A 14,122-nucleotide genomic window follows, 5' to 3' on the forward strand; every position below is an offset into this window, starting at 1 on the left:
CCTCCACCTTGTGCCCGCCTCGCGGAGGAAACCCGATCGTATGCTGGCCTATATTGTCCGACGCATCGCCCTGATGGTGCCCACCGTCATTGGCATCATGCTGGTTTCCTTCGCTGTCGTGCAGTTCGCGCCGGGCGGGCCGGTCGAGCGGGTGATTGCCGAACTGACCGGGCAGGGCACCTCCGCCACCGCCCGCATTTCCGGTGGGGGTGGCGATTTTGGTGGCATGCAACAGAGCGCGCCGGGAGGCGACCCGGTCTCTTCCAAATATCGCGGCGCGCAGGGGCTGGACCCGGCCTTCATCAAGGACCTGGAGAAGCAGTTCGGCTTCGACCGACCGGCCCATGAGCGCTTCCTGAAGATGATGTGGGACTATGTCAGCTTCGATTTCGGCCGGTCCTATTTTCGCGACGTATCGGTGATCGACCTGATCGCCGAGAAGATGCCGGTGTCGATCTCGCTCGGCCTATGGATGACGCTTATCACCTATGCCATCTCCATCCCGCTCGGCATCGCCAAGGCAGTGCGCGACGGCTCGCGCTTCGATGTGTGGACCTCGGCGGTCATCATCGTCGGCTACGCCATTCCGAGCTTCCTCTTCGCGATCCTGCTTATCATCCTGTTTGCCGGCGGCTCGTTCTTCTCCTGGTTTCCCTTGCGCGGGCTGACCTCGGAGAACTGGGACCAGCTCTCGCTGGGAGGAAAGATCCTCGACTATTTCTGGCATTTGGCGCTGCCCATCACCTCCATGGTGCTTGGCGCCTTCGCCACCATGGCGCTGCTGACCAAGAACTCGTTCCTTGACGAGATTCGCAAGCAGTATGTGGTCACCGCGCGGATGAAGGGGCTGTCGGAGCGGGCGGTGCTCTACCGCCATGTGTTCCGCAACGCCATGCTGATCATCATCGCCGGCTTCCCCGGTGCGTTCGTCGCCGCGTTCTTCTCCGGCTCGCTCTTGATCGAGACCATCTTCTCGCTCGACGGGCTCGGCCTGCTTGGCTTCGAGAGCGTGCTCAACCGCGACTACCCCGTCGTGTTCGCCAATCTCTTCATCTTCTCGCTGGTCGGGCTGGTGGTGAACCTGATCTCCGACCTCACCTATACCTGGGTCGATCCCCGCATCGACTTTGACACGCGGGACGTCTGAGCATGGACGCCGCCAACACTGCCTTGCCGACCACCCCGGTGAATGCCGCGTCCGACCGGCCGCGCCGTCCCTTCCTGTCGCCGCTCAACCAGCGCCGCTGGGCCAATTTCAAGCGTAACCGCCGCGGCTGGTGGAGCTTCTGGATCTTCTCCGTGCTGTTCATCCTCAGCCTAGGGGCAGAGTTCATCGCCAACGACAAGCCGTTCCTGATCGAATATGACGGCGGCTATTACTTCCCCGGCCTGGTCGCCTATCCCGAAACCACGTTCGGCGGCGATTTCGAGACCGAGGCGGACTACCGCGACCCCTATCTGCAGAACCTGATCCATGAGAAGGGCGGCTGGATGGTGTGGCCGCCGATCCGCTACTCTTATTCCACCCACAATCTCGATCTGCCGACCCCCGCCCCTTCACCGCCGACCTGGATGCTGACCGACGCCCAATGTGCCCCGGTGGTGGAGAAGCTCGGCCGCACCGGCGGCTGCGGTGCGCTGGAGTGGAACTGGCTGGGCACCGACGACCAGGGCCGCGACGTGCTGGCCCGTCTGATCTACGGCTTCCGCCTCTCGGTGGTGTTCGGCCTCGTGCTCACCATCATCTCCTCCGTCATAGGCGTCGCGGCGGGGGCGGTGCAGGGCTATTTCGGCGGCTGGACCGACCTGATCTTCCAGCGCTTCATCGAGATATGGACGTCGATCCCCGCGCTCTATCTCCTGCTGATCATCTCCTCGATTCTGGCGCCCGGGTTCTGGGTGCTGCTGGGCATCCTGCTGCTGTTCTCCTGGGTCTCGCTGGTCGGGCTGGTACGGGCAGAGTTTTTGCGCGCCCGCAACTTTGAATATGTGCAGGCCGCGCGGGCACTGGGAGTGTCGAACGGCGTCATCATGTGGCGGCACATGCTGCCCAACGCGATGGTGGCGACGCTGACCATGCTGCCCTTCATCGTCTCCTCTTCGGTGATGACGCTGACCGCGCTCGACTTCCTCGGCTTCGGCCTGCCCCCCGGCTCGCCCTCGCTCGGTGAATTGCTGGCGCAGGGCAAGTCGAACGTGCAGGCTCCGTGGCTCGGCCTCACCGGCTTCTTCACCGTCGCCATGATGCTGAGCCTGCTCATCTTCATCGGCGAAGCGGTACGCGACGCCTTCGACCCGCGGAAGACGTTCCAGTGAGCGAAACGCCGTTGAAAGACACCCCCCTCCTTTCCGTCCGCGATCTCTCTGTCGCCTTCGCGCAGGGTGGGCGTGCCACGCTCGCCGTTGACCGCGTGTCCTTCGACGTCAACCGTGGCGAAACGGTTGCATTGGTGGGGGAGAGCGGCTCCGGAAAGTCGGTCACGGCGCTCTCCATCCTCAAGCTGCTGCAATACCCCGCCGCCAGCCACCCCTCCGGCGAGGTGCTGTTTCAGGGCGAGAACCTTCTCGCCATGGAGGAGGGCGACATTCGCCGGGTGCGCGGCAACGACATCACCATGGTGTTCCAGGAGCCGATGAGTTCGCTCAACCCGTTGCACACGGTCGAGCAGCAGATCGCGGAAATCCTCTTTCTGCATCGCGGCATGCGCGGGCCGGCGGCGCGGGCGCGGGTAATCGAACTTCTCACCGAGGTCGGCATTCCCGCGCCGGAGACGCGGCTCGGCTCCTACCCCCACCAGCTTTCCGGCGGCCAGCGCCAGCGGGTGATGATCGCCATGGCGCTCGCCAACGAGCCGCAATTGCTTATCGCCGACGAGCCGACTACCGCGCTCGACGTGACGGTGCAGGCGCAGATTCTCGCCTTGCTGAAGGACCTCCAGCGCCGGCTCGGCATGGCTATGCTGTTCATCACCCATGACCTCGGCATCGTGCGCAAGATCGCCGACCGGGTCTGCGTGATGAACCATGGCAAGATCGTCGAGGAAGGGCCGGTGGGAGAGCTCTTCGCCCATCCCCGGCATCCCTATACGCAGGCATTGATCGCCGCCCAGCCGCGCGGCAACCCGGCTGTGCCCCATCCCGAGGCGCCTGTTGTGCTGGAGACGACCGGCCTCAAGGTCTGGTTCCCGATCAAGGCCGGGGTGATGCGCAAGACCGTCGGCCACATCAAGGCGGTGGATGGCATCTCGGTCGAAATACGGCGCGGCGAGACGTTGGGCGTGGTGGGGGAGAGCGGCTCGGGCAAGACGACGCTTGGCCTTGCCCTGCTGCGGCTCATCTCCAGCGAGGGGCCGATCGTGTTCATGGGCGATCCGATCGACACGCTCGGATTCAAGCAGATGCGCTCCCGGCGGCAGGCGATGCAGGTGGTGTTCCAGGACCCGTTCGGCTCGCTCAGCCCGCGCATGTCGGTCACGGACATCATTGGCGAGGGGCTACGGGTCCATCAGCCCACGCTCAGCGTCGAGGAGCGCGACGCCCGCGTCGTCGCGGCACTCATCGATGTCGGGCTCGATCCCGAGGCCCGCCACCGCTACCCCCACGAATTCTCCGGTGGCCAGCGCCAGCGTGTCGCCATCGCACGCGCCATCGTGCTGGAGCCGTCCTTCGTCGTGCTGGACGAGCCGACCAGCGCGCTCGACATGATCGTACAGGCGCAGATCGTCGATCTGCTGCGCGACCTGCAGCAGAAGCACGGCCTCACCTATCTGTTCATTAGCCATGATCTGCGCGTCGTTGCGGCGCTGGCCTCGCGGGTGATGGTGATGAAGAGCGGCGTGGTGGTGGAGGAGGGACCGGCGGCCGATCTCTTCGCGCAGCCGAAGACCGACTATACCCGCGCCTTGTTCGCTGCGGCATTCGACATGGAGGCGGCGCCGCTATGAGCGGGCGCGCGAAGGCCGGCGAACTCGCGGACCGCTCCATCGAACTCGACCTGACCGGGCCCGAGGAGGTCGGCGCTGGCTTTCGCCCCTATCACCGTTTTATCGCCACCTTCGAGGGGGCCGACGGCGCCCCGCTGCGCCAGCGACGCGACATATTGCGGGTCGGTTCGGTGGTGGGCGTGCTCGCCTATGATCCGGCGGCGGCGTGCTTCGTTCTCATCCGGCAGTTCCGGCTCGGCGCGCAGCTTGCCACCGGTGAGGGCGAACTGGTGGAGATCGCGGCCGGCATCATCGATCCGGGCGAGGAGGCCGAGGCCGCAGCGCGCCGCGAATGTGTCGAGGAGATCGGTGTGGCGCCGCGCGCACTGCTGCTGATCGCCCGCTTCCTCCCCAGCCCGGGGGTGAGCGATGAACATGCCACGGTCTATCTCGGCCTTGTCGATTCTACTGATGTGCCTGATGTGGCCGGCGAGCCGGGCGAGACCGAGCTGACGCGGCCTTTTCTGGTTCCTGTCGACGAGGCGCTGGCGAGCCTTGCCGCGCCGTTTCCAGCGCCCATCGCCAATGGCTTCGTGCTGATCGCGCTGCAATGGTTCGCGCTGAACCGGGAGCGGGTGGCGGCCTTCGTCGCGGCCAGTCGCTAAAGCCGCCGCACGCTGCGCAGCGGCGTGCCGGAGGCCTCGATGCGGGCGAGCGCGGCACCGAGCGGTTCGCGCACCACCGACATGAAATGGGCGGTGGCGTGCAGGAGCGTGGCGCTATCCTCGACGATGCCGACATGGCCGGGCCAATAGAGCAGATCCCCGCGTCGCAGGTCGCTAAGGTCGCCGGAGAAGGCCAAAGGCGCGCCGACCGCGTATTCCTGCATGTCGGTGTCGCGCGGGCAGGGGACACCGCAGGCGTTGAGCGCCATTTGCACGAGGCCGGAACAGTCCAGTCCCAAGCTGGAGCGCCCGCCCCAGAGATAGACGGCGCCGAGGAACCGTGCCGCCACCCCGACGAAATCCTCCTCAAAGGCATCGAGCGGGGCGAGATGGCCGGCAAAGACAAATCCGCTCTCCGCCGTCACCGCGAAACGCTCGCGCGTGCCAGTGAGGGTGAGGCGGCTGCCGAAGGAAAGAAGCTCGGTCGGCGGCAGCTTGATCGAGGGGCCGGGGAACACCGGCGTGCGCAGCGCCACGACCTTGTGGGTCGGCGCCGCACCCGCCGGGGCGAGCGCCTCGGCGGGCAGCCAGCCGACATAGGAATCCGCGTCGAGCTGGCCCCAGGCCCAGCCTTCGATATCTATCTCGTAGACCGTCACCGTCTCGCCGAAGAGCGCTTCCGTGGCGAGAGGCGCCGTCGGGTCCGGCGTGCCGCGCATTGGTACGCCCGCGCGGATGACGCGGTGCGGCTCTCCGGCGACAAAACGCTCCGCCGTCACAATGCCTTCGAGGTGGCGTGCGGCAAGGTCAGGACGGGCGGGGGTGAGGCGGGGGTCGAGGCTCACGGCGGGGTCACTCACTCGGCGGGTCAGCGCGGCAGGAAGTTAGCGGGGCAGTGCTCTCGCGGTGGCGACGACGAGATCGCCCAGCCGCTCCAGATAGAGAGCCCCTTCCACCGTACGCTGGATGATGACATTGCGTCGATCCGCCTCGTCGCGCCGGCGCGACACCAGCCGCAGCTGCCCCATCGTGTCGAGGGCGCGGGTGATCACCGGCTTGGTGACGCCGAGCCGGGCGGCCAGGCCGCGCACCGTGTGCGGCGGGGCTTCCAGATAGACGCTGAGCAGGATGGCGAGCTGGCGCGGGCTGAGATCGGGCGCGTCGTCGCGCACCTGCGCGAGGGAGAGCTCGTGCAGGAGACGCAACGCCTGCGATGGACGCAGCTCGACCGCCATTGCCGTGTTCCCGGTCCGCAATCGTTACGGCTGCGGATTGTTCCCCGGACTATGGCGGCTTCGCGACGAAGAAAGCATTAACAGCGCGCGATGTGACGCAGCGTCGTGCGACTCAGGCGCCGTAGCGCTCAGCAAGCAGGGCATCGAGCGCGCGGATGGTCTGCGCCTCGCCACCTTCCGGCCGACCGGGGCGGGAGGAGGGGTTCCAGGCATAGATGTCGAGATGCAGCCACGCCCCGGCACGGGAGACGAAGCGCTGCAGGAACAGCGCCGCGGTGATCGAGCCGGCGAAGCCCCCACCGGGGGCGTTGTTGAGGTCGGCGATCTTGCTGTCCAGCATGGAGGCATAGGGCGCCCAGAGCGGCATCCGCCAGGAAGGATCGGCCTCCGCCGCGCCGTGGCGGGCGAGGTCGGCGGCGAGCGCGTCGTCCTCGGTGTAGGCGGGCGGGAGCTGCGGGCCGAGCGCGACGCGGGCGGCGCCGGTGAGGGTGGCGAAGTCGATCAGCAGCTCGGGCGCTTCCTCATCGGCCAGACTGAGCGCGTCGGCGAGAATCAGCCGGCCCTCGGCGTCGGTGTTGCCGATCTCGACGGTGAGGCCCTTGCGCGAGGGGAAGACATCGCCGGGGCGGAAGGCCGAGCCGTCAATGGCGTTCTCCACCGCGGCCACGATGAGCCGCAGCCGGACCGGCAGCGCTCGCCCCATGATCATCTGGGCAAGGCCGATGGCGTTGGCGGCGCCGCCCATGTCCTTCTTCATCAACAGCATGCCGCTCGACGGCTTGATGTCGAGCCCGCCAGTATCAAAAGCCACGCCTTTGCCGACCAGCGTCACCTTGGGCGCGCCCGGATCGCCCCAGAACAGGTCGATGAGGCGCGGCGCGCGCGGCGAGGCGCGGCCGACTGCGTGGACGAGTGGGAAATTGGCGGCAAGCAGGTCGTCACCGGTGGTCACGCTCACCTGCGCGTCGAAGCGCGCTGCAAGGGCGCGCACCGCCGCCTCGATCTCGGCCGGGCCGAGGTCATTGGCGGGGGTGTTGACGAGGTCGCGGGTCAGCGCCACCGCCTCGGCGGTACGGCGCAGATCGGCCTCATCGGTCCCATCGGGCACGACAAGACGCACAGCGGCCACGGGCCGCTTGCCGTAGCGGGTGAAGCGATAGCCTCCGAGGAGGAAGCCGAGCGCGGCGAGGCGCGGATTTGCGGGGGGGTGGGCGAGGACATAGTCGCCCGCCGGCAGCGCGGTGGCGAGCTTGCCGAAGCTCAGCGGGTCGCGCGGCGCCTCCTCGCAGCCAAACAGCACGCCGGCAATCGACCCATCCGCCGCCGGCAGCACCAGCAGCGCGCCGGCCTCCGCCTTGAATCCGCTGGCTTCGGCGAAGGCGAGCGCCGGGGCGGGCAGGTCGCTCGCCACGCTACGCCAGTTCAGCGGCGAAACGCACCAGATCGGGCGGGGCGCAAGAGCCGCATCGGCGTGGATCAGCTGGGCGGCCATGGTGTCGTCTCCGCAAGCGCCGTCAGGCGACGGCGAGTTCAAACGCGCCGTTCTCGATCAGATAGACCGCGCCCTGGCGGACGGGTAGCTCAACCGCCTGGCTGGGCGGCATGCCGGCAAAGGCGTGCAGCATGGCCCGCACCACCCCGCCATGCGTCACCACCACACTGTCGCCCTGAAGTTCGCTGATGGCGGCCAGCACCCGGGTGGAAAGCTCGGTATAGCTTTCGCCGCCGGGCGGGGCGAAGTTCCAAGGGTCGGCATCGCGCGCGGCCAGACCCACTGGGTCGCGCCGGCGCAGTTCCGGCCAGGTCGAGCCTTCCCAGCGGCCGAAACTGATCTCGCGCAGGCGGGGGTCGCGGCGGAAGCTGTCGGGCGGCAGGCCGAGCTCGGCCCGCAGGATCGCCATGGTCTGCGCGGCGCGGCTGAGGGGGCTCGCCACGAAATCGAGATGGCGCGCGCCGCCGCTCAGCCGCTCGACCACGCGCGCCGTATCGGCCGCCTGCTCGCGGCCGAGATCGTTGAGCGGGATGTCGTGCGTGCCTTGCAGGCGGCCGGCGAGGTTCCAGTCGGTCTCACCGTGCCGGACGAGGAAGATGCGACGGGTCATTTGGACGGCAGGCTCACGACATGCGTGTAGCTGATCCGCTTGAAGGGATAGGAAACGCGCAGCGTCGCGGTGGCGCCGGCTGGCGCCCGCCCCGTGGCGGTGACGAGAACGCCGCCAATGGTGCGCCCCAGGCAACGGTGCGAGCCGCCGTCGACGCCGGTGGCGGTGAATTTGCCGATGGTGAAGTTCAGCCTCACCCCCGGCGGTGCGGAGAGCACCTTCACCTGCGGGGCCTGGGTCATCTGGCACAGCGAATCGGCGGAGCCGGCGGCGAACAGCACGGGACCCTGGCGGCCGCCCGTCAGAAACCCGCGGCGATCGCGATCATTGCGCCCGTCGCTGGGGCTCACATAGCCGGGGAAGATCGCCCCGCCAAACCCGAAGATGCGGTTCATCAGCGGGTATTGCTGGAAGGTCGGCGGCACGCCGCTGTCCTGCGCGTCCGGCGGCGGGACATAGGGAAGTCCCGACCCAGGCGGCGGATTGATGATGATGGGGCCGGACTGAGCCGCCGCCGGGCCGGTGCCGGTGAGGCCGAGCGTCGCAGCCGCGAGTGCCGCCAAGGCGAGCGGGCGGAAGAGCGTGTTCAGGCGGGCCTTCATCATGCGCGTGCTCCGCTGGGGGTCGACTCAGTCTCGATCGAGGGTGAGGTCGGGCGCGTCCGGGTTTTTCATGCCGACGATATGGTAGCCCGCATCCACATGGTGCACTTCGCCGGTGACGGCACGCCCGAGATCGGAGAGCAGATACATCCCGGCGTCGCCGACCTCGTCGATGGTGACGGTGCGGCGCAGCGGGGCGTTCAGCTCGTTCCATTTCAGAATGTAGCGGAAATCACCGATGCCGGAGGCGGCCAGGGTCTTGATCGGGCCGGCGGAAATGGCGTTGACGCGGATGTTCTTCGGGCCGAGATCGGCCGCGAGATAGCGCACGCTGGCCTCCAGCGCGGCCTTGGCGACGCCCATGACGTTGTAGTGCGGCATCCATTTCTCGGCGCCGTAATAGGTGAGGGTGAGCATCGAGCCACCCTCAGACATCAGCTTCTCCGCCCGCTGGGCGACGGCGGTGAAGCTGTAGCAGGAGATCAGCATCGTCTTGCTGAAATTCTCCGCCGTGGTGTCGACATAGCGCCCATCCAGCTCGTTCTTGTCCGAGAAGGCGATGGCGTGGACGAGGAAGTCCAGCCCGCCGAGCTGGCGCTCGGTCTCGGCGAAAACCGCGTCGATGGTGGCGGGATCCGTGACGTCGCAATGGCCGACGATGGCGGCGTCAAGGTCGGCGGCGAGAGGCTCGACGCGCTTGCGCAGCGGTTCGCCCTGATAGGTGAGGGCGAGCTTCGCCCCCTGCGCGTGGGCCGCCTTCGCGATACCCCAGGCAATGGAGCGGTTATTCGCCACTCCCATCACCAGGCCGCGCTTGCCGCTCATCAATCCGCCCGATGCCATGCTCGTCACGATGCTCCGTACTGCTGCCCACCTTTCTGGGCGCAGGTTCCTATCGCACAGCAACAGGACCCGCTCAAGCGAGCGGTGGCGCGCGGGCGGCTCCCGCCGGCGGCATGGCTCAGGCGGAAGCCTCGCGCCGACGGCGCATCAGCTCTTCAAGTTCCGGGTCCGGCGCCTCGGGAAGCATGATCCGCATGGTGGCGAGTAGGTCGCCGGCGGCGCCATCGGCCTTGGGCAGGCCCTTGCCACGCAAGCGGAAGGTGCGGCCCGACTGGGTGTGGGCGGGCACGGAAAGCGCGACCTCGCCGCCCAGCGTCGGCACACGCACCTTGCCGCCGAGCACGGCATCGGCCAGAGGCAGCGGCACATCGGTGCGCAGGTCCGAGCCCTCGATGCGGAAGTGACGGTGCGGAGCATAGGCGACGACCACATAGGCATCGCCCGGCGCGCCGCCGAACGGGCTTGGCTCGCCCTGTCCCTTCAGCCGCATGCGGTGGCCTTCGACCGCGCCGGCGGGGATTTTGACCTCGACGGCGCGTCCATTGGGCAGGTGAACCTTCACTGACCCTCCCTCGACGATCCGCTCCAACGCGACCGGCACGGTGATATCGACGTCGCCGCCGCGCGGCATCTCGCCACCCGCGCCGCGCGCCTTGCCACGTCCGCGCCCGCCGAGGCCGCCGAGTATGTCGGCGATCACGTCGTCGAAGCCGCCAGCGTCATGGGGGCCATGCCCGGAACGGCGCGCGCCCTCAGGACCGAAGGAAAAGCTCTCATAGGGGTTTTCGCCCGGGGCAGCGCGACGGAAGCCGCGATTGAACCCGCCGCCGGGAAAGCCCTCGAAGCCGCGTGGCTTGCCTTCGGCGTCGATCTCGCCACGGTCGAACTGACCCCGCTTGTCGACGTCGGACAGGATCTCATGCGCCGCGTTCAACTCGGCGAACTGCTCCTGCGCCTTCGGGCTGTCCTTGTTGGCGTCCGGATGCAGCTTCTTCGCGAGCTTGCGAAAAGCCCGCTTGATTTCATTCTGGTCAGCATTGCGAGCAACGCCGAGGATTTCATAGGGATCGCGCATGGATGGTGTTCTCGTCCGGCGGTTCCGGCTTCTCAGCATGTAGTAACGGTGTTGCCGGGATGCAACGGCACGAAGCCCGGTCAAGAACGCGCGTGAGTGGATCAGCTCCGGTCGAGTAGGCGCGCCTGATCGACCTTCCAGCCGCTCTTGCCAGCGTGGCAGGCCTCGCCCTGCAGCCAGTCCTCGCGCGCCTCATGTACGAAGCTCATGAGGAATTCCCGGCATTTGCCGCCATCGCGCGTCTCGCCGAGTGGCGTCACCGTGCCGCGCGTGGCGCTCGCATAGTTTTCCCACGGTACGCTGGGCGCGGCGTCCTTGTCGTGCAACGCTTCGGCGAGAGCAGTGCGCGCGGCAGCCCAATCGTCAGGCGCGATGCCCTTGGGCACCGGCTCGCGGGCATAGGCGCGGGGCGTCACCGAGCCGGTGGCCAAGGTGTCGAGATCCGGCCCGGTGGAGCAGCCGCCCGCGAGGAGGGCGACGGCCAGCAAAGTGAGCGCGCAGGGTGCTGTGCGGAACGATGCCGCGGGCTTATATGGGTGGAGGGTGCACGTCGCACCGCCCGCCTTAAGCCTCCGCTGCCTGTGGAACATGCCCATGGGTCCCGTGTTCTTCCGCCTGAAGAGACCCTCATGGAAGCGCCTGAACAGTTAACATCCGGTGATTTCACTGCCTCGATGGAGCCTTTTCTCCTGTTCGAGGAATGGTTTGCTGAGGCCAAGAAGAGCGAACCGAACGATCCCAACGCCATGGCCCTCGCCACGGTGGACGCGGATGGCCTGCCTGATGTGCGTATGGTGCTGCTGAACCAGCGCGACGCGCGCGGCTTCGTGTTCTTCACCAATACAGGCAGCGCCAAGGGGCGCGAACTGGCGGCCGTGCCCAAGGCGGCAGTGGTGTTCCACTGGAAATCGCTGCGCCGGCAAGTGCGGGTGCGCGGTGCGGTGGAAACGGTGAGCGACGCGGAGGCCGACGCATATTTCGCCTCGCGCCCGCGCCTGTCGCAGATCGGCGCTTGGGCGAGCCAGCAGTCGCGCCCCATGGAAGGGCGCTTCGCGCTGGAGGCGGCGGTGGCGAAGGTCACGGCGCAATACGCATTGGGCTCGGTGCCGCGTCCGGCGCACTGGACCGGCTTCCGCATCCGCCCGATTCAGATCGAATTCTGGCACGACAGGCCGTTCCGCCTGCATGACCGTGTCGTGTTTGCGCGCGACACTGCCGACATGCCCGACTGGACCAAGACCCGCCTTTTTCCCTGAGTGGCTTTGTCCCTGACACCGCCCCGCCTCTGAGCTAAGACATCGCCCATGAACAATCAGCCTCGCCGCACCCTCCTGCTCACCGGCGCCTCACGCGGCATCGGCCACGCCACCGTCAAGCGCTTCTCTGCGGCGGGATGGCGCGTCATTACCTGCTCGCGTCATGCCTTTCCCGAGAACTGTCCGTGGGAGATGGGGCCGGAGGATCATATCCAGGTCGATCTCTCCGACCCGGTGGACACGTTGCGGGCGGTGGACGAAATCAAGAACCGGCTGGCCAATGGCGAACTGCATGCGCTGGTGAACAATGCCGGCATTTCGCCGAAGGGAGCGGGCGGCGCGCGGCTCGGCACGCTCAACACGCCGGAAGAAGACTGGCGGCGGGTATTCCAGGTGAACTTCTTCGCCCCCATCCTGCTGGCGCGAGGCCTGCTGGAGGAACTGAAGCGCACGCATGGCGCGGTGGTGAACGTCACGTCCATTGCCGGCTCGCGGGTGCACCCCTTCGCCGGTGCGGCATATGCGACCTCCAAGTCGGCGCTGGCCGGTCTGACCCGTGAGATGGCGGCCGATTTCGGCCGTCTGGGCGTGAGGGTGAACGCAATCGCTCCGGGGGAGATCGACACCTCGATCCTGTCGCCGGGCACGGAAAAGATCGTCGAGCAGATCCCGATGCAGCGGCTGGGCACGCCCGACGAGGTGGCGAAGATCATCTACGTGCTGTGCACGGACACCTCGTCCTATCTGAACGGCGCCGAAATCCACATCAATGGCGGCCAGCACGTCTGAGCCGGCGGGCTTGGCGCCCCCTGTGCGCGTCATGGCCGGGCTTGCCCCGGCCATCCATGCCTTCAGTGTGTAGGTCGCGAATGCCCGTTCAAGGCCGGGCATGACGTTGCGACCTCCGGTCGGGCTGAGGGTATTTGTGAGAAGGCCGGCGCTACAGCCAGCGTTTCCACTTGAAGAACAGATAGGGGCCTATGGCGGCCGCCAGCATGGCGATGAGGGCGAGCGGATAGCCCCAGCGATCGTCGAGTTCCGGCATGTGCTGGAAGTTCATGCCATAGATCGAGGCGATCAGGGTTGGGGGCATGAACACCACCGACAGCACCGCGAATATCTTGATGATGTTGTTCTGCTCGATCCCCACCATGCCGAGCGTGGCGTCGAGCAGGAAGGTGATCTTGTTGCCGAGATAGGACACATGGTCGTTCAGCGAGACCACGTCGCGCTGCATGCTTTTCAGCAGCGCGCGCTGGTCCTTGTCGAAGCGCTGCGCTTCGCCCTCGGTAGCCAGGAAAGTGACCAGCCGCCCCATGGAGACGAGGCTCTCGCGCACCTTGGAGGCGAGATCGCCCCGCCGGCCGAGCAGCTTCAGGATGGTGCGGAAGCGATGGCTGTCGCCCGAGCGCTCGGACTCGCTGGCGAAAACCTCCTGCGAATCGGCGTCGATGTCGGCGGCTAGCCGCTCGATGATGTCGGCGGCGCGGTCGATGATGGTGTCGAGCAGAATCAGCAGCAGCCGTTCCCCTCGCGTGCCCGGCGGGCAGGCGCGATCAAGCTTGGCGACGACAAGACGGAACGGCTTGGGTTCCTCATAGCGCACGGTCACGAGCCGGCTGCCGGCCAGGATGAAAGAAATCTCGGCCAGAGCCGGCTTCTCGCCCTCGCTGTTGCAGACGATGGCGCCGGTCATGTAGCGCGCGCCATTTTCCACCCGAAGGCGGCTGGAGGGTTCGATCTCGACCATTTCCTCTCGCGTCGGCACCGATAGGGCCAGCGCAGCCTCAATGATCCGGTCCTCGCCCTCGCAGGGTCGGAACAGGTCGACCCAGACGGCGTCGGCGGGCATGTCGTCCACGGTCCGCACGGGAACCGGGGCGAGCAGTCCCTCGCGGATGCAATAGGCGGTGATCATGAATCCTCCGGCAGTCTCGCGCCGGCGCCGACCATGCTCTGGATCGCAGGCGGATTCCAGCCGGCCCCCGCCCGATGCCTTTTCCGATCGGGTGCAATCACCCGATCACTCAGAAAATGCCAAGGCGCAGAGCCGCACCATTGCGGTCTCCCAGCGCGAATCGGGCGCGCCTGTCCTGTCCGGGCGCACGCGAGCGCGGCACCCGGTCGGGGGCGGTTCATCCTTCATCGGCTCTGGGAGAAGGGGCGGCGTCAGGCCGCGAAATATTCCACGTCGCGAAGCGTAATGATTTTGGCTTCCGCATCGTCGGTCCGCGCCGCGCCCGGAACGGGGGCATCGGATACCGTCTTCTTGGAGGAGGCGTAGCGGGCGGCGGCGGCAACGGCGGAAATGCCGATCTCGCGCCAATGGGCACTCTGCTCGGCGCGGTCCCAGCGCTCGCTAGGGCGGCTCTCGGTCGCACGGCTCTGTTGGGCCGGGCTTTCTTCTTCGGTAGACATGAC

The 14,122-nt window shown here is 67.2% G+C and carries 16 protein-coding genes; 6 read left to right on the plus strand and 10 right to left on the minus strand.

Annotated features, from left to right (window positions below; translation table 11 throughout):
* The first annotated feature begins 40 nt into the window (after positions 1 to 40).
* The 4 genes from J2S76_RS20620 to J2S76_RS20635 are packed head-to-tail and all read left to right on the plus strand — an operon-like array spanning position 41 to position 4,588.
* The gene (locus tag J2S76_RS20620; RefSeq protein WP_307063602.1) at positions 41 to 1,147 is read left to right on the plus strand and encodes a microcin C ABC transporter permease YejB; all 1,107 of its coding nucleotides are present in this window, start codon (positions 41 to 43) and stop codon (positions 1,145 to 1,147) included.
* Positions 1,148 to 1,149: 2 nt separating this feature from the next.
* Positions 1,150 to 2,316 carry an ABC transporter permease gene (locus J2S76_RS20625; RefSeq protein WP_307063603.1) on the plus strand — a complete coding sequence of 389 codons (1,167 nt, stop codon included), beginning with the start codon at positions 1,150 to 1,152 and terminating at the stop codon, positions 2,314 to 2,316.
* A complete protein-coding gene (locus tag J2S76_RS20630; RefSeq protein WP_307063604.1) occupies positions 2,313 to 3,944 on the plus strand; it encodes an ABC transporter ATP-binding protein in 1,632 nt (543 codons plus the stop codon). Before J2S76_RS20625 ends, J2S76_RS20630 begins: the two co-directional genes overlap by 4 nt.
* Positions 3,941 to 4,588: an NUDIX domain-containing protein gene (locus J2S76_RS20635; protein ID WP_307063605.1), complete on the plus strand. Its 648-nt coding sequence runs from the start codon at positions 3,941 to 3,943 to the stop codon at positions 4,586 to 4,588. The genes J2S76_RS20630 and J2S76_RS20635 overlap by 4 nt, the downstream gene beginning before the upstream one ends.
* Here the strand turns inward: J2S76_RS20635 and J2S76_RS20640 are convergent.
* The 8 genes from J2S76_RS20640 to J2S76_RS20675 form a co-directional block, all read right to left on the minus strand.
* Positions 4,585 to 5,433 (minus strand): C40 family peptidase, encoded by an 849-nt coding sequence (locus J2S76_RS20640; RefSeq protein ID WP_307063606.1) that lies wholly within the window; start codon positions 5,431 to 5,433, stop codon positions 4,585 to 4,587. The genes J2S76_RS20635 and J2S76_RS20640 overlap by 4 nt on opposite strands.
* Before the next feature lie 39 nt (positions 5,434 to 5,472).
* Positions 5,473 to 5,823 carry a MarR family transcriptional regulator gene (locus tag J2S76_RS20645; protein WP_307063607.1) on the minus strand — a complete coding sequence of 117 codons (351 nt, stop codon included), beginning with the start codon at positions 5,821 to 5,823 and terminating at the stop codon, positions 5,473 to 5,475.
* Between the two features lie 112 nt (positions 5,824 to 5,935).
* Positions 5,936 to 7,315 (minus strand): leucyl aminopeptidase family protein, encoded by a 1,380-nt coding sequence (locus J2S76_RS20650; protein ID WP_307063608.1) that lies wholly within the window; start codon positions 7,313 to 7,315, stop codon positions 5,936 to 5,938.
* A gap of 22 nt (positions 7,316 to 7,337) precedes the next feature.
* Positions 7,338 to 7,925, minus strand: a complete 588-nt coding sequence (locus J2S76_RS20655; protein WP_307063609.1) for a histidine phosphatase family protein — start codon at positions 7,923 to 7,925, stop codon at positions 7,338 to 7,340.
* Positions 7,922 to 8,530, minus strand: coding sequence for a hypothetical protein (locus J2S76_RS20660; RefSeq protein ID WP_307063610.1), 609 nt, complete (start codon positions 8,528 to 8,530; stop codon positions 7,922 to 7,924). Before J2S76_RS20660 ends, J2S76_RS20655 begins: the two co-directional genes overlap by 4 nt.
* Before the next feature lie 24 nt (positions 8,531 to 8,554).
* The gene (gene fabI, locus J2S76_RS20665) at positions 8,555 to 9,370 is read right to left on the minus strand and encodes an enoyl-ACP reductase FabI (protein ID WP_307063844.1); all 816 of its coding nucleotides are present in this window, start codon (positions 9,368 to 9,370) and stop codon (positions 8,555 to 8,557) included.
* A gap of 118 nt (positions 9,371 to 9,488) precedes the next feature.
* Positions 9,489 to 10,445: a DnaJ C-terminal domain-containing protein gene (locus tag J2S76_RS20670; RefSeq protein WP_307063611.1), complete on the minus strand. Its 957-nt coding sequence runs from the start codon at positions 10,443 to 10,445 to the stop codon at positions 9,489 to 9,491.
* A gap of 101 nt (positions 10,446 to 10,546) precedes the next feature.
* On the minus strand, positions 10,547 to 10,933 hold the full coding sequence (locus tag J2S76_RS20675; protein WP_307063613.1) for an RT0821/Lpp0805 family surface protein: 387 nt from the start codon (positions 10,931 to 10,933) through the stop codon (positions 10,547 to 10,549).
* 141 nt (positions 10,934 to 11,074) lie between these two features.
* On the opposite strand from J2S76_RS20675, the gene pdxH reads away from it, so the two are divergent.
* Positions 11,075 to 11,701: a pyridoxamine 5'-phosphate oxidase gene (pdxH, locus tag J2S76_RS20680; RefSeq protein ID WP_307063615.1), complete on the plus strand. Its 627-nt coding sequence runs from the start codon at positions 11,075 to 11,077 to the stop codon at positions 11,699 to 11,701.
* A gap of 48 nt (positions 11,702 to 11,749) precedes the next feature.
* Complete coding sequence (locus tag J2S76_RS20685) at positions 11,750 to 12,490, plus strand: SDR family NAD(P)-dependent oxidoreductase (protein WP_131834003.1); 741 nt, start codon at positions 11,750 to 11,752, stop codon at positions 12,488 to 12,490.
* Positions 12,491 to 12,641: 151 nt separating this feature from the next.
* On the opposite strand, the gene J2S76_RS20690 is transcribed toward J2S76_RS20685, so the two are convergent.
* Both J2S76_RS20690 and J2S76_RS20695 read right to left on the minus strand, forming a co-directional pair.
* Positions 12,642 to 13,619 (minus strand): magnesium transporter CorA family protein, encoded by a 978-nt coding sequence (locus J2S76_RS20690; RefSeq protein WP_307063619.1) that lies wholly within the window; start codon positions 13,617 to 13,619, stop codon positions 12,642 to 12,644.
* 251 nt (positions 13,620 to 13,870) lie between these two features.
* Entirely contained in the window at positions 13,871 to 14,119 is a 249-nt protein-coding gene (locus tag J2S76_RS20695) for a hypothetical protein (protein WP_091438062.1), read from the minus strand.
* Positions 14,120 to 14,122: the final 3 nt, after the last annotated feature.

This window comes from Ancylobacter vacuolatus, assembly GCF_030813595.1.
GTDB lineage: Bacteria > Pseudomonadota > Alphaproteobacteria > Rhizobiales > Xanthobacteraceae > Ancylobacter > Ancylobacter vacuolatus.